General features: G+C 73.0%; 12 protein-coding genes. 10 read left to right on the forward strand and 2 right to left on the reverse strand.

What is annotated here, in order from left to right; genetic code table 11:
- Nucleotides 1–5: 5 nt before the first annotated feature.
- The gene (locus ACQP1K_RS05350) at nt 6–1,754 is read right to left on the reverse strand and encodes an acetyl/propionyl/methylcrotonyl-CoA carboxylase subunit alpha (RefSeq protein ID WP_433499750.1); all 1,749 of its coding nucleotides are present in this window, start codon (nt 1,752–1,754) and stop codon (nt 6–8) included.
- A gap of 256 nt (nt 1,755–2,010) precedes the next feature.
- Here ACQP1K_RS05350 and ACQP1K_RS05355 point away from each other — a divergent pair, with 256 nt between their 5' ends.
- A complete protein-coding gene (locus ACQP1K_RS05355) occupies nt 2,011–2,283 on the forward strand; it encodes a WXG100 family type VII secretion target (RefSeq protein WP_055478126.1) in 273 nt (90 codons plus the stop codon).
- Nucleotides 2,284–2,299: 16 nt separating this feature from the next.
- On the opposite strand, the gene ACQP1K_RS05360 is transcribed toward ACQP1K_RS05355, so the two are convergent.
- Nucleotides 2,300–7,270 carry an FtsK/SpoIIIE domain-containing protein gene (locus ACQP1K_RS05360; protein ID WP_433499751.1) on the reverse strand — a complete coding sequence of 1,657 codons (4,971 nt, stop codon included), beginning with the start codon at nt 7,268–7,270 and terminating at the stop codon, nt 2,300–2,302.
- Nucleotides 7,271–7,810: 540 nt separating this feature from the next.
- On the opposite strand from ACQP1K_RS05360, the gene ACQP1K_RS05365 reads away from it, so the two are divergent.
- The 9 genes from ACQP1K_RS05365 to ACQP1K_RS05405 are packed head-to-tail and all read left to right on the forward strand — an operon-like array spanning nt 7,811 to nt 14,296.
- Nucleotides 7,811–8,515 (forward strand): hypothetical protein, encoded by a 705-nt coding sequence (locus ACQP1K_RS05365; protein WP_433499752.1) that lies wholly within the window; start codon nt 7,811–7,813, stop codon nt 8,513–8,515.
- Nucleotide 8,516: 1 nt separating this feature from the next.
- The gene (locus tag ACQP1K_RS05370; protein ID WP_433499753.1) at nt 8,517–9,380 is read left to right on the forward strand and encodes a MinD/ParA family ATP-binding protein; all 864 of its coding nucleotides are present in this window, start codon (nt 8,517–8,519) and stop codon (nt 9,378–9,380) included.
- Entirely contained in the window at nt 9,377–10,696 is a 1,320-nt protein-coding gene (locus ACQP1K_RS05375; RefSeq protein ID WP_433499754.1) for a CpaF family protein, read from the forward strand. Before ACQP1K_RS05370 ends, ACQP1K_RS05375 begins: the two co-directional genes overlap by 4 nt.
- Nucleotides 10,693–11,598, forward strand: a complete 906-nt coding sequence (locus ACQP1K_RS05380; RefSeq protein ID WP_433499755.1) for a type II secretion system F family protein — start codon at nt 10,693–10,695, stop codon at nt 11,596–11,598. The genes ACQP1K_RS05375 and ACQP1K_RS05380 overlap by 4 nt, the downstream gene beginning before the upstream one ends.
- Nucleotides 11,595–12,662: a type II secretion system protein gene (locus tag ACQP1K_RS05385; protein WP_433499756.1), complete on the forward strand. Its 1,068-nt coding sequence runs from the start codon at nt 11,595–11,597 to the stop codon at nt 12,660–12,662. Before ACQP1K_RS05380 ends, ACQP1K_RS05385 begins: the two co-directional genes overlap by 4 nt.
- Nucleotides 12,662–12,916, forward strand: coding sequence for a hypothetical protein (locus ACQP1K_RS05390; protein ID WP_433499757.1), 255 nt, complete (start codon nt 12,662–12,664; stop codon nt 12,914–12,916). Before ACQP1K_RS05385 ends, ACQP1K_RS05390 begins: the two co-directional genes overlap by 1 nt.
- Nucleotides 12,913–13,347 carry a TadE/TadG family type IV pilus assembly protein gene (locus ACQP1K_RS05395; RefSeq protein WP_433499758.1) on the forward strand — a complete coding sequence of 145 codons (435 nt, stop codon included), beginning with the start codon at nt 12,913–12,915 and terminating at the stop codon, nt 13,345–13,347. Before ACQP1K_RS05390 ends, ACQP1K_RS05395 begins: the two co-directional genes overlap by 4 nt.
- Nucleotides 13,347–13,790: a TadE/TadG family type IV pilus assembly protein gene (locus ACQP1K_RS05400; RefSeq protein ID WP_433501491.1), complete on the forward strand. Its 444-nt coding sequence runs from the start codon at nt 13,347–13,349 to the stop codon at nt 13,788–13,790. The genes ACQP1K_RS05395 and ACQP1K_RS05400 overlap by 1 nt, the downstream gene beginning before the upstream one ends.
- A complete protein-coding gene (locus ACQP1K_RS05405) occupies nt 13,787–14,296 on the forward strand; it encodes a pilus assembly protein TadG-related protein (RefSeq protein ID WP_433499759.1) in 510 nt (169 codons plus the stop codon). Before ACQP1K_RS05400 ends, ACQP1K_RS05405 begins: the two co-directional genes overlap by 4 nt.
- Nucleotides 14,297–14,312: the final 16 nt, after the last annotated feature.

Consider the following 14,312-nt stretch of genomic DNA (forward strand, 5'->3'; position numbering starts at 1 on the left):
CCCGCTCAGGTGTCCTTGATCTCACAGATGACGGCGCCGGCGGTCACGGTCTGGCCGACGGACGCGGCGAGACCGGTGACCGTGCCGGACTTGTGGGCCGTGAGCGGCTGCTCCATCTTCATCGCTTCGAGCACCACGACCGTCTCTCCGGCCTCGACGGTCTCCCCGTCGGCGACGACGACCTTCACGATCGTGCCCTGCATGGGGCTGATGAGGGCGTCCCCGCCGGCCGCCGCCTTCTTCGCGGAGCCGCCCGCGCCGCCCCGCCTTGGCGCCTTCCTGGCCTCCGTACGGCCGGCCGCGCCGAGACCGGCGGGCAGGACGACCTCCAGACGCCTGCCGCCGACCTCGACCGTGATGCGCTGACGCTCGGCCGGCTCATCCGTCCCGGCGGCGCCCTCGAACGGCGGGATCTCGTTGACGAACTCGGTCTCGATCCAGCGGGTGTGCACGGAGAACGGCTCTCCGGTGAAGGCCGGGTCGTCCACCACGGCTCGGTGGAACGGCAGCACGGTCGGCATGCCGTCGATCTCGAACTCGGCCAGCGCCCGGCGCGACCGCTCCAGGGCCTGCCTGCGGGAGGAACCGGTGACGATCAGCTTGGCCACGAGGGAGTCGAACGACTGCGGCACGCTCGTCCCGGCCTCGTAGCCGGCGTCGAGCCGTACTCCCGGGCCAGAGGGCACGCGCATCGAAGTGATCTTCCCGGGCGCGGGCAGGAAGTTGCGGCCGGCGTCCTCGGCGTTGACGCGGAACTCGAAGGAGTGCCCGCGCAGCACCGGGTCGTCGTACCCGAGCGCCTCGCCGTCGGCGATCCGGAACATCTCGCGGACCAGGTCGATCCCGGCGACCTCCTCGGTGACCGGGTGCTCGACCTGCAGCCGGGTGTTGACCTCGAGGAAGGAGATCGTGCCGTCCTGGCCGACGAGGAACTCGCAGGTGCCGGCGCCGACGTAGCCCGCCTCGCGCAGGATCGCCTTCGACGACGAGTAGAGCAGCTCGAGCTGCTCCTCCGTGAGGAAGGGCGCGGGTGCCTCCTCGACCAGCTTCTGGTGGCGGCGCTGCAGCGAGCAGTCGCGGGTGCTGACCACGACCACGTTGCCGTGCCGGTCGGCGAGACACTGCGTCTCGACGTGGCGGGGCCTGTCGAGGTAGCGCTCGACGAAGCACTCCCCGCGGCCGAACGCGGTCACGGCCTCGCGTACGGCCGACTCGTAGAGGTCGGGGATCTCCTCTTCGGTACGGGCGACCTTCAGCCCCCGGCCGCCCCCGCCGAACGCGGCCTTGATGGCGATCGGCAGACCGTGCTCCCCGGCGAAGGCGACCACCTCCTCGACGCCGGAAACCGGGTCGGCCGTGCCCGCGACGAGCGGTGCGCCGACGCGCTGGGCGATGTGCCTGGCCTGCACCTTGTCGCCGAGCGCCATGATCGCGGCGGGCGGCGGGCCGATCCAGATCAGCCCCGCGTCCTGTACGGCCCGGGCGAAGTCGGCGTTCTCCGCGAGGAAGCCGTAGCCGGGGTGCACGGCGTCGGCCCCCGTCGCCGCGGCCACGGAGAGTAGTTTGTCGATGTCGAGGTAGGTCTCCGCCGGGCTCTGCCCGCCCAGGGCGTGCGCCTCGTCGGCCACCCGCACATGGAGAGCGTCCAGATCCTGGTCGGCGTACACCGCGACGCTCCTCAGGCCCGCGTCCGTGCAGGCACGCGCGATCCGGACGGCGATCTCGCCCCGATTGGCGATCAGGACCTTCTGCACCGGTCTCCCCTTCCCTCAAGCACCGGCCTCCCCTTCCCTCAAGCCTTCCTGGAGTGTAAGGGGGCCTCCCGTCCTGGAGGCGCCCGCCCCCGGCGTGCGGCGCAATTCGGTTAAAACGTACGTTCGGGAAGTAATGGGATGGGTGATCCGAGGTGTCGGACGGACCCGGTATAGCGGCTGGGTATAGCGGTCTTTACAAGATTGACCAGCGGTTTACGGTGGGAGCGGACCTCTGTCGATTTAGGGAGTGAACTGAATGAGTAACAGCTTGCTCGGCGGCGACCCCGCGGAGATGCAGAGCATGGCCGCGCAGTTCAACCAGCAGGCGGACCAGGTTCGCACCACGATGGCCAGCCTCGACCGTGAGGCGGCCAAGGTCGGCACCGCCTGGACCGGTCCCGGCGCGCAGCGCTTCCACGACGCCTGGCAGAGCTACCGGTCGGCCTTCCAGCGCATGTCGGAGGAGCTCAACGAGGCGTCCCGCGTCATCAACACCTACCGCGGCAACATCGAGTCCGCCACCCGCTGACTCGCTCGCGGCACGTTCACCGGACCGGGACCGCGGCCTGGATCGGGGTCGCGGCCCCGGAGATCACCAGCAGGCCGCGCCCGGTCGGGCCGCCCACGGCTCCGCGCGGCAGCCGTACGTTGAAGAGATCCCCGTCGGCCGGGCCCTGCACCGACAGCAGGAGCCCGGTCCGCGCCTTTCTGGCCTCCGCCACGAAACCCCGGTAGGCGGTCGCCAGGTCCCCGGTGGGCCCCGCGATGAGCAGCCCGTGCTCTCCGTCCCGCCCGGTACGGAGCACCTCCTCCAGGGCGAGGCCGAGCGGCGAGTCCGGTGAGATCAACTCCGCGTCGTCGACGAGCACCACGTAACGCTCCCGCTCCCTGACCAGGGCGACGAGGTCCTGCGGCGCACCCCCGGCCACGCTTGCGGCGTTCCCGTCGAGTACGGCGAGCACGCCCGCCGAGCCGGCCAGTTCACGCAGCGGGCTGCGGCGGGGGGTGACGGCGAGCACGGGGGTGCCCTGCCGCAGCAGCGATCGAGCCGCGGTGACCAGGCAGGACGACCTGCCCGATCGGGGCGGACCGGCGATCACGGCGGCCGGTCCCTGGGCCAGGAGATCGACGCCCAGCGGGGTGAGGGAGTCTCCGCCGGCGCCGAGCAGCGCCCACAGCGGCGACGGCGGCTCGAACGACGGCACGAGATCCAGAGCCTGCTCGGCCGTGATCCGCATCGGCAGCGCGTCCACGCGCAGCGGCGGCTCGCCGGCCCAGACCCAGCGACCCCATGCCTCGCCGTCGGCGAGGGAGACGTCGCCGGGCCCCTCGCCGAACCGGGCGGCGGCCGTACGGCCCAGCTCCTGCAGCACCGCCACCTGGGCGGGACCGGACGGATCGGGGGACAGCAGCGCGATCTGGCTCTCCACCAGGCCGTGCTCCCCGACCGACAGCGCGCGGCCGGGGGGCATCGAGGCGGGCAGGTCCCGCACCGGCAGCCCGGCCAGCCCGTAGTCGGCCGGATCGGCCAGCCTGAGGACCAGCCGGTCATCGAAGATCGTGGAGATCTGCCCGATCAGGCCCGACCGGTCGGAGGTGACCACGGCACGCAGGCCGACGGCGGGTCCCTCACGCAGCAGCTGCATCAGCGCGTCGAGCAGGCGGCCGTAATCGTAGTTCTCGAACGCGGCGACGTACCCCTCCCATCGGTCCAGCAGCAGCACCAGCCAGGGCAGACGCCCGACCGCTTCGCCGGGCTGCGCCGGTGCCCGTCCCCGTGCGGCGGTCCTGGCCTCGGTCAGCGACGCGTACCCCGCCTCGGCGAGGAGCTGCTGGCGGCGGCCGACCTCGGCACGCAGCCGGATCAGCAGGCGCTCCACCCGGTCGAGCTGATCGCGGGTGACCACGGCGCCGCAGTGCGGGAGGCCGACGAGCGGCAGCATCGCCCCCGACCCGCAGTCGATGGCGTGGATGTGCACGTCCTCGGGGGAGGCCCCGGCCGCTATCGAGCCCGCGATCGTGCGCAGGGCGGTGGACCGGCCGCTGCGCGCCGAGCCCGCGATCAGCAGGTGCCCGCCGTGCCGCGGATCGAAGACGAGCGGGCGCCTGCCCTGCTGCCACGGCAGGTCCACGAGCCCGAACGGCAGCGGCGGCACCTCCTGGGCGTCCCGCCGGTATGGCCCTGCCGGGGCGAGCCGGTGACCGGAGGAGCCGTCGCCGGCCCCCGCCGACGGCTCCGCCGACAGCGTGACCAGTTCCGGCAGGGGCGGCAGCCAGGGGCTGGGCTGCTCGGGGACACCCCGCCCGGCCTCGCGGATCGCGTCGACCAGCAGGGCGAGGTCGGAGTCGTCCCCGGACTCCACCGCCGGCACGGAGAGCGGACGGCCGAGCGCCGGCCAGGCCAGCTCCATCACACGCAGAGGTTCACCGCCCCGCCCGGCGGCGGACGCGGGGGACTTCCGGGGGCTGCGCCCGCCGATCCTGGCGGTCTGCACCGCCACAGCGGGGCCCGCCCCCGACCTGACGTAGCAGCGGCCCGGCGTGGACCGTGAGATGTGCGCGGCGTCGGGCGCGTCGATCACGTCGGACGACTCGCGGGCGTCGGTCACCCGCAGCGCGATCCGCAGCGAGGTGTTGGCCTGGATGTCGGCGGTCACCACGCCGCCCGGCCGCTGGGTGGCGAGGATGAGGTGGATGCCGAGCGAGCGGCCGCGCCGCGCGATGTCCACCAGGCCCTCGACGAAGTCGGGCAGCTCGGTCACCAGCGCGGCGAACTCGTCGATGATCAGCACAAGCCGGGGCATCGGCGGCCGTTCCGCCGGCCGGCCGGTGCTCCCGTCCGGCCGGCCCCCGATCGTCCGCGCAGCGCCGGACGGGCCGAACAGGCCGCCGGCCGGGGCCTGCCGTACGCCTCCTGAGCCCAGCACCCAGGTCGCGCCACGGGACCGCAGCCGCTGATAGTCCTCGATGTCCTTCGCCCCCGCCTCCAGGAGCAGGCGCTCCCTCCGGCGGATCTCGGCCGCCAGCGAGGCCAGCGCCCGCTGCGTCAGGTGGCCGTCGAGGTCGCTCACCATGCCGACCGTGTGCGGGAGCCGTACGCACTCCTTGAAGGCCGCCCCGCCCTTGTAGTCGATGAGCACGAACGTCATCTCGTCCGGCCGGTTGACCACGGCCAGCGAGGAGATCAGCGTCTGGAGCAGCTCCGACTTGCCCGCGCCGGTGGTGCCCGCGATGAGCGCGTGCGGGCCGTCCCGGCTCAGATCCACCTCGAACGGCCCCTCGGGGCCGACGCCGATGACGGCCCGGGTCGACCGGCCCCACCGCTTGGCGATGCGGTCGGGCTCGCAGGCGTCCGCGCCGAGCAGGTCGAGCAGGCGGGCCGAGCCGGGTACGGCCGAGGCCGGGTCCTCACGGCTCACGTCGCGCAGCGGGGCGAGAGCCCGGCCCAGGCGGTCGGCCCACGACACCGAGACCTGGTCGGCCCGGATCCGTCCGATGGCCTCCAGGCCGCCGCCGTGCAGCCGCATCTCGCCGTCAGCCGAGCACGACACGACCGTCGCGCACTCCTCCGGCAGCAGCCGCCGGTCGCCGTCGATGGCGATCGTGTAGACACCGGCGCGCGGGCCCTGCCTGAGCACCTGCGGCATTCCCGGCAGACCGCGCAGCACCTGGGCGCCGTCGAGCACGACGAGCACGTCGAACGGCTGCTCGTCGTAACCGGCGAAGGCGGGCTCCGCCCCGGTCTCGGCCGCGGCGCCGCCCCGGCCGAGGTCGTCCCAGCCCGCCGGGCCGCCGGTCAGCCGCCCGCCGCCCAGCGCCGATTTACCCAGCGCCGATGATCTGCCCTCGTCGTCGAGCCGTTCGTCGATCAGCGCGGTGAGCTCGGCGACCCGGCGGGCCGCGGTCTCGGGATCGGCGCCGACGAGCGCGACGGAGTCCGCGCCGAGAGGCCCGCCGCCGCGCGCGCCGTGGCCGCAGTGGGGGAGCCACCGGACCCAGTCCCACTGCCGGTCGCCGTCGGAACCGGCCGACAACACGACGATCGCCAGGTCGCGCGGGCTGTGCAGGGCGGCGGCCTGGCCGACCAGCCAGCGTGCGCAGGCCAGCGAGGTCTTCCTCGGCCCGGTGAGGCCGGCCACTCCGAGCCGCCGCATGACCAGCGCGACCGGCACGTCATGGCAGGTCGGCTGCTCCGGCCGGGGCGCGTCCTGCGGAGTGCCGCTCTCGGGTTCGAACTCCAGGCCGGCGGGCAGATCGGCCAGGCCCACCCGCAGCCGCAGCGCGTCCCTGTCGTGGCTGCGCCGTTCCCACAGCCTGCGCCGGGGCCCGGTGGCGGTGAGCAGCACCTCGGCCGGGTCGGGCGCGCCGTCGCGGCGGGCCGCCTCGTCCTCCTTGACGGCCTGGGCGACCTCCGCCTCGAACGCCGCCAGGCGCTCGCGATACGCCTTGACCGCCTGGCGGTGCTTCTTCTTGCCGTGCCTGCGGTCGCTCGCCCACTGGCCGATCATGATGAGCGGCGTCATGAACGCGAACAGCAGGTAGTACCAGGTCCTGAGGGCCACGGCCATGACGATCCCGAGCACCGCCGGGAGCAGCGCCGCGAGCAGTTGCAGCCGCATCCCCTCGGCCCGCCGCGGCTCGGCCGGGACCGTGATCCGCCGGCCGCGCACCGGTCGCGGCAGCCTGGGCGGGCGGTTGTAGGCGAGCCCGCCGTCCGGCAGCGCGTCCAGGTGCGTGTCCGGCGGTTCGACCGGGCCGAGGCGGAAGGCGGAGCCGCCGCACGAAAGTGTGTCCCGCTCGGGCCAGGGTGTGGCCTCGGTGAGCGGTTCGCCCGCCAATCGGACGACGCCGGCGCCCATGTCGTCCGGCCGTGCCGTGCCGTCCCGTCGAGCGGGGTCGTCCCGCCGCCGTCCCCGTCGTCCGCGCCGCTTCTTCTTTCCCGCCTTCGGCGGTGGGGCGGCGCCGCCGGGCGTGGCCGGTTCCACGGTGACGCCGTTCGGGGTCAGGCGGACCACGGCGGCGACCGGGGGCAGTCCCGCGTCGCGTACGGCTATCGCGCACGCCGGGTCGGACCCGATCGTGTGCGCGCCCACGCCGAGCCGGTGGACGGCGCCGGCGCCCGGGCCGCCCACGACGCGCAGTTCCGCCAGTCCGTCGGGTTCCTCGGCCACGGTGGCCCAGGCGGCCCGGCCGTCCAGGGCGACCACGTCGCCGTCGCGCAGCAGGCCGAAGACGGCCGCGTCGGGATCGAGCGGCCGCCCGTCGAGCCAGAGCCCGGCCCCCCGCCGCGTGTCCCCGGCGGCGGGCTCGGATTTCACGCCCACGCCTTTCCTGCCGCCGAGGTCGTACGGCGCGCGTGCGTGCGGGAGCCGTACGACGTTGGACGGGCGCCCGGAGGAGTCGCCGAGCGCGGTGACGAGATCGGCGGTGAGCCCGGCCACGGTGGCCGTCTCGTCGCCTTCTATCAACACGTCACGCCGTTCGTGCTCGGTGACCACGGTGAGCGTTATCCGCATGCTGCAGACTCCCGGCGGGGTCGGGGTAGGGGGGACGTTCTCCGACAGAGCGTTTCATCCGCCGGACCTCTGCGTGAAGAACCCGTGCGGTTCTCCCGTGCGGATTCCGCCCATGAAGGGCCGGGCCGGCGGACGTCCGGCGAAGGCCACGTTAGCGAGGCGCTCCCGGCATCGCGCACTCTAATCGGTAAACCGCCATGTCATCGGCGCCTCCCCGTCGCAGTAGCGCCGTACGACGGCGCCGCGATTCTGCGGCGGCCGTACGGTCAAGTCCGTTGTGAACGACATGTGCATCAGGAATAGATCGTTACCCTCTATCACAAAATTTCGAGATCTGGTAGTCACCTACCGATATGGTAATAGATCCATTCCCGTTGACAGGTTTATTGCCAACGGATAAGCATGGGACGCCGTATAACCACACGCGGGCGGCCGAAATTTGGTCATAATCCGATGAACGCGCGGTGAACGGTGAGGACCGTAAACAAATTGGAACGGCCCGAAAATCGGGCGTGATCATCACTGGGAGCCTCTGTATCGATGAGGATCAGCGAGAAGGCATCGCAGGACGGTCGCGGCGCGGTGAGCGAGCGACCGGGGCTCTCCGGGCCCGCGTCTCGCAAGCTTCCCGTGCCGCCCAGAGAGCGCAGGCCGGCGCTCGCCGCGCTCGCCGTGCTCCTCATCCTGGGCGGTGCGCTGGCGACCACGCTGCTGGTCATGCGCAGCGGTGAACGGGTGTCCGCGGTGATGATCACCCAGCAGGTGGGGGCGGGGCAGCGGATCCCGCGGTCGGCGCTGGGCGAGGTGGAGATCGCCGACACCGGCATCCCGCGCGTGCTCTGGCGCGACAGCGAGAGCGTCAGCCAGTGGTACGCGGCGGTGACCCTGCTGCCCGGCACGCTGCTGACCGAGTCGATGGTGGCGAAGTCCGGCGACGACGTGGGGCCGGGCAAGGCGCTGGTCGGCCTCGCGCTCAAGCCCGGACAGGTGCCGACCCGTCTGAACGTGGGCGACGTCGTCCAGGTGATCCACGTCGGGGCCGCGGACAAGGGGGCGGACCAGCGGGCCGACGGCGGGCAGCGGGTGCTCGCCACCGCCGCACGCGTCCACAGCATCGGCACGGCGGGCCGGACCGGGGGAAGCGGGCTGGTCACGGTGCGCGTGGACACCTCCGCAGCACCGGCCATCGCCCAGTACGCCTCCGGCGGGGAGATCGCCCTGATCAAGCTTCCCGGAGTGAGGTGACGTGGCACTCATCGTCCTGGCGGCGGACAAGGGAGCGCCCGGTGTCACCACCGCGGCGACCGCCCTCGGCGCGGTGTGGCCCCGGCCGGTGCTGCTGGCGGAGTGCGACCCGTCGGGAGGCGATCTGGCCTACCGGCTGCCGGGGGAGGACGGCGGGGTGCTCAACCCGGGACGCGGCCTGCTCAGCCTGGGGGCGGTGGCGCGACGGGGGCTGCGCGCCGATCTGATCTTCGAGCACACGCAGCGGCTCGTCGGCGGCCTGGACGTGCTCACCGGGCTCACCAACGCCGAGCAGGCGGCCGGGCTGACCTGGCTGTGGGGGCCGCTCGGGCGCTCGCTGGCCGCACTTCCGGGCGCCGACGTCCTGGCCGACTGCGGCAGGCTCGGGCTGCACCCGCAGATGAACGACCTGATCGCCGAGGCCGACGAGGTCGTGCTCTTCACCCGGGCCAGCCTCGACCACGTCGCCCATCTCCGGGAACGGCTGACGCTGCTCGGCCGGCCCGCCTGCGTGGTCGTGATAGCCGACCCCAGGGCCTACCGCGCCTCGATCGAGGAGGTCAGGCGGATCGTCTCCGGCTGGGACGTCAAGCTGGTCGGCGGCCTGGCGCACGACCCGAAGGGCGCGGAACTGCTGCGCGGTCAGTGGGGCGGCCGGCTCGACCGCAGCCTGCTCATCCGGACCGCGCGAGACCTGGCCGGACGGCTCGTGGCCCAGCTGGCGGCCGAGGCCGCGGCCGGAGCGGCCCCCGGCGACCGGGGGCGTACGGCAGGAGGGCAGGGACGTACGGCAGGCGCCCCGGTCCCGGCACCACGGCGTGGCCCGGGGCCGGACCACGGGCCGGTCAGGGGGGCGAGATCATGAATGCCGAGCAGCGACCCATCGACCACGGGCTGGTGAAGCGGTTCCGGCAGGAGGTCGGCGATCGCCTGGCGCACCAGCGGCGGCTGGATCAGGCCGGCGGGCTGCCGCCGATGACCGGCGAGGACGAGCGGCAGTTCGCCCGCGCGCTGATCGCGCAGGTCCTGGAGGAGTACGCGCGCGGCGAGATCGGGGTGGGCCGCACCCCGCCGACCGCCGAGGAGGAGGAGGCGCTCGCCGGGGGGATACACGCCGCGCTGTTCGGCGTGGGCCGGCTGCAGCCCCTGCTGGACGACACCGAGATCGAGAACATCGACATCAACGGGTGCGACCGGGTCTTCGTCGGCTACGCCGACGGCCGCGAGGTGCTCGCCGATCCGGTCGCCGACAGCGACGAGGAGCTGATCGAGCTCATCCAGGTCCTGGCGGCGTACTCGGGATTGTCGTCCCGGCCGTTCGACACCGCCAACCCCCAGCTCGACCTGCGCCTGCCGGACGGGTCGCGACTGTCCGCCGTGATGGACGTGACCGTCCGTCCCGCGCTGTCGATCCGCCGCGCCCGCCTGGGCAAGGTCTTCCTCAGCGATCTGGTCGGCAACGGCACGCTGACACCGGAACTGGGCCGCTTCCTGTCGGCGGCGGTGGCGGCACGCAAGAACATCATGATCGCGGGGTCGACGAACGCGGGCAAGACCACCCTGCTGCGTGCGCTGGCCAACGAGATCCCGCCGCATGAGCGGCTGATCACCGTGGAGCGTGCGCTGGAGCTGGGGCTCGACCAGTTCCCCGAGCTCCATCCGAACGTCGTGGCCTTCGAACACCGGCTGCCGAACTCGGAGGGCCAGGGCGAGATCACCATGGCCGAGCTGGTGCGGCGGTCGCTGCGGATGAACCCGTCCCGGGTGATCGTGGGAGAGGTGCTCGGCGACGAGATCGTCACGATGCTCAACGCGATGACCCAGGGAAACGACGGGTCGCTGTCGACCATCCACGCCAACTCCAGCATGGAGGTGTTCAACCGCGTCGCCACCTATGCCCTGCAGGCGGAGGAGCGGCTGCCGATCGAGGCCACGCACATGCTGATCGCCGGCGCGATCGACTTCGTCGTTTTCATCGAGAAGCACAACGACTATCACCGGGGCGGCGGGCTGCGGCGATACGTGTCCAGCGTCCGGGAGGTGACCGGGGTCGACGGCCGGGTGCTCTCCTCGGAGGTGTTCACCGTGTCGGGCGACCGGCTGGTGCCGCACGCCCCGATCTCCTGCGCCGCCGAGCTGGCCTATCACGGCTACGACCCGGCAAACGGAGCGTGGCGATGATCACCGCGTTCTTCGGAGCCTTCGACCTCCCGGAGCTGTCGGCCGTGCTGCTGACCGGGGCGGTGACCGGCGGCGGACTGTTCCTGCTGGGCCTGTCTCTGTACGGCACGCGCCGGAGGCCGGCCCGGCCGGACGGCAAGGCGCGGGTACGGCTGCTGCGCACGCTCACCACGAGGACGGCGGTGGCCCTGATCACCGGGGTGGTCGTCCTGGCGGTGACCCGGTGGCCGGTCATCGCCGCTGGATCGGTGCTCCTGGTCCTCGCCTGGCGCGGCCTCACCGGCGGGGCCGCCGAGGAACGGGCGGCGATGCGGCGGTTGGAGGCGCTCGCCGCCTGGACGGAGTCGCTGCGCGACACGATCGCCGGGGCCGCCGGCCTGGAACAGGCCATTCCGTCATCGGTGCGGGCGGCCGCCCCCACGCTGCAGCCGCAGCTGCGTACGCTCGTCGACCGGCTGCACACCCGCATGCCGCTCCCCGACGCGCTGCGGATGTTCGCCGACGAGCTCGACGACACCTCGGCCGACCTGGTGGTCGCCGCCCTCATCCTCAACTCGCGGCTGCGCGGGCCCGGACTGCGCGACGTGCTGTCCGCGCTGGCGGTGTCGGCCAGGGAGGAGCTCGACATGCGACGGAGGGTCGAGGCCGAGCGGAGATCGACCCGCAAGAGCGTGCAGATCGTGGTCGGTACGGCTCTCGCCTTCGCCGGCGCGCTGGTCGTCTTCAACCGGTCGTACGTGGCGGAGTACGGCACGCCGCTCGGTCAGGCCGTACTGGTGGTGGTCGCGGGCCTGTTCGGCGCCGGCTTCGCCTGGATGAGGCGGCTGGCCCGGTTCGACAAGCCCGCCCGCATCCTCGCTCCCTATCACCGTCCATCGGCCGATCGGAAGGAGGCCGGATGATCGAGACCGTGCTCGCGGGAGGCGTGCTCGGCATCGGGCTCTTCCTCCTGGTCCGGGCGTTGTTCCCACCGAGACCCGGGCTCATCGCCAGGCTCGCCGCGCTCGACGTCGCCCGCGACGGCGCCGCGATCCCGAGGGCGCCGCTCATCGCCCCGGAGGAGAGGGTCAGCCCGTTCCGGCGGGGGTTGGGTGAACGGCTCGCGCGTTTCTACGCGGCGCGCGGCTGGGAGGCGCGCTCGACCAAGGCCGACCTCGCCCTGCTCGGGAAGTCGTTCGAGGGCTTCCTGGCGACGAAGGCCCTGCTCGGCGTCTCGGGCCTGCTGGCCTTCCCCATCCTCGTCGCCTGGCTGGCGCTCATGGGCTGGGGAGTGTCTGTGCAGGTGCCGCTCTGGTCCGCGCTCATGGTGAGCGTGGTCTTCTTCCTCCTTCCCGACGTGCAGATCAAGCGCGACGCCGCCGTACGGCGGCGCGACTTCCGGCACGCGGTCGGCGCGTTCCTCGACCTCGTCTCCATGAACCTCGCCGGCGGGCGCGGCGTGCCGGAGGCGCTGATGATGGCGGTGTCCGTCGGAAACCCCGTCTCCGCCGCCAACCCCCTGTCCACCGCCAGGCCGCCGTCCAGGGCGGCGGCGACCGCGGGCGCCACGGCGACGACGGTGCGCGGCGGGGGAGCGGGGGGCGGAGGTACGGGCCCGGCCGCGGACGGCACCGGCTCGGCGGCGGCCGGCGCCAACTGGGCGATGGAGCGGATCCGTGAGGCGCTGGCCAACGCCCGGATCGTCGGCATCACCCCGTGGCAGGCGCTCGGCCAGCTCGGCGACGAGATCAACGTGGACGAGCTGCGGGACCTGTCCGCGGCCCTCGGGCTGGTGGCCGACGACGGCGCGAAGGTGCGCTCCTCGCTCACCGCCCGCGCCGCCACCCTGCGGCGCCGCGAGCTCGCCGAGGTCGAGGGCAAGGCGGGTGAACGGTCCCAGTCGATGCTGGTGGCGCAGCTCCTGCTGTGCGCCGGCTTCGTGCTCTTTCTCAGTTTCCCGGCCGCGATGAAGATGATGGGGGCCTGATGCTCTGGCTGCACTACCTGATCGCCGTCCTGCGCGTACGGATCGACCGTGCCAGGAACGCTCCCAGCAGGGGAGCCTCGGCAGTCGAATGGGTGATCATCACGGCGATCATCGCCGGGGTCGCCCTGGGGCTCGCCACGCTCATCAAGAACCTCGTGGCCGGGAAGGAAGGCGAGATCACCTCCAACTTCGGCGGCGGTGGCGGCGGTGGCGGCGGTGAGGGCTCCGACCTCGTCGTCCCGGGTGACCAGTGAGCCCAGCGGGTCGCCGGGCCACCCGGAGCGAGCGCGGCGCGACGGTGATCGAGCTTGCCATGCTCATGCCGGTCGTCCTGGCCGTGGTGCTGCTGGTCGTCCAGTTCGCGCTGTGGTTCCACGGCCGTCAGGTCGCCGACGCCGCCGCGCGTGAGGGAGCCCGCATCGCCCGTACGGCCGGTGCCTCGGACGGCTGGCAGAGCGGAGCGGAGGCCAAGGCCAGGCAGATCATCCAGGCGGTCGGGCCCAAGCTGCTGAGCGACGCCCAGGTGCAGGCGTGGGAGCAGGGCGACCGGCGGGGCATCGACGTGACCGCGACCGCCGTACAGGTGGTGCCGCTGCTGCCCGAGGCGACCTTCGAGGTCACCGCGCACTTCGGCGGCCCGATCGAGTGCTTCCGTCCGGACGACGGCTCGGAGGGCTGTGAGTGATGAGGCGCGCCGACACCTCCGCCGGCACCTCCGCCGGCACCTCCGCCGCCGGCCGGCCCGAGGCCGGTTCCATGACGGCGGAGACGGTCATGCTCGCCCCGGTCCTGCTGCTGTTCCTGCTGTTCCTGGTCGGGGCCGGGCGGATCGTGGAGGCGCAGGGGGAGGTCAACGGCGCCGCCAGGGACGCGGCCAGGGCCGCCTCGGTCCAGCGGAGCCTCGCCGAGGCCGAGTCGGCCGCGACGGAGGTCGCGCGGTCCTCGCTGTCGGGCGACTGTTCACCGCAGGTCAGCCTCTCCGGGACCGACTGGAAGGCGGGCGGCGTCGTCAGGGCGACCGTGACGTGCGGGCTCGACCTCGGCTTCCTCGGGTTCCCCGGGACCAAGCAGATGACGGGCGACTCCGTCGTACCGCTGGAACAGTTCCGGAGGTACGAGGACGAATGAGCCGTCGGCGCTGTTGCGCGAACGCTCCCTCCCACGGGACCGCCTACGAGGCGGACCGGGGGTCGATGTCGGTGTTCGTGGTCATCTTCTCGGCCGCCGTGTTCCTCCTGGCCGGGCTGCTGATCGACGGCGGGGCGGCGATCAACGCTCGGCTCAAGGCCGCCGACGTCGCCGAGCAGGCCGCGCGCGCAGCCGCCGACCAGATCGACCAGGAGACCCTGCGGGCGACCGGTCAGATCCGGCTGCTCTCCGCCGACGGCGACGTGTGCGGCCGGGCCGAGGAGATCGTGGGCGCGCACCAGGCCGACGGCGTACGGATGACCCGCTGTGAGACGGGTGGCGCTCAGACGGAGGTGACCGTCGGCGTGGCGGTCCACTGGGACGCCTACTTCCTCGCGGTGCTGGGTTTCAGCGGATCCGACATGGCGGCCACCGCCACGGCCGCCCCCAGCACGGGCGCCGCCGCCCTGGCGGGGGCATCCGGCGGCCCGAACGACGGGGAGTGATGAGGGGAAATGTCAC

This window comes from Sphaerimonospora sp. CA-214678 (assembly GCF_050942215.1).
Taxonomy (GTDB): domain Bacteria; phylum Actinomycetota; class Actinomycetes; order Streptosporangiales; family Streptosporangiaceae; genus Sphaerimonospora.

Excerpts from the sequence above, each read along its gene's own strand:
- ACQP1K_RS05355 (WP_055478126.1), top strand. The coding sequence starts at position 2,011 with ATGAGTAACAGCTTGCTCGGCGGCGACCCCGCGGAGATGCAGAGCATG.
- ACQP1K_RS05360 (WP_433499751.1), bottom strand. The coding sequence starts at position 7,270 with ATGCGGATAACGCTCACCGTGGTCACCGAGCACGAACGGCGTGACGTG.
- ACQP1K_RS05365 (WP_433499752.1), top strand. The coding sequence starts at position 7,811 with ATGAGGATCAGCGAGAAGGCATCGCAGGACGGTCGCGGCGCGGTGAGC.
- ACQP1K_RS05375 (WP_433499754.1), top strand. The coding sequence starts at position 9,377 with ATGAATGCCGAGCAGCGACCCATCGACCACGGGCTGGTGAAGCGGTTC.
- ACQP1K_RS05380 (WP_433499755.1), top strand. The coding sequence starts at position 10,693 with ATGATCACCGCGTTCTTCGGAGCCTTCGACCTCCCGGAGCTGTCGGCC.
- ACQP1K_RS05385 (WP_433499756.1), top strand. The coding sequence starts at position 11,595 with ATGATCGAGACCGTGCTCGCGGGAGGCGTGCTCGGCATCGGGCTCTTC.
- ACQP1K_RS05390 (WP_433499757.1), top strand. The coding sequence starts at position 12,662 with ATGCTCTGGCTGCACTACCTGATCGCCGTCCTGCGCGTACGGATCGAC.
- ACQP1K_RS05400 (WP_433501491.1), top strand. The coding sequence starts at position 13,347 with ATGAGGCGCGCCGACACCTCCGCCGGCACCTCCGCCGGCACCTCCGCC.
- ACQP1K_RS05405 (WP_433499759.1), top strand. The coding sequence starts at position 13,787 with ATGAGCCGTCGGCGCTGTTGCGCGAACGCTCCCTCCCACGGGACCGCC.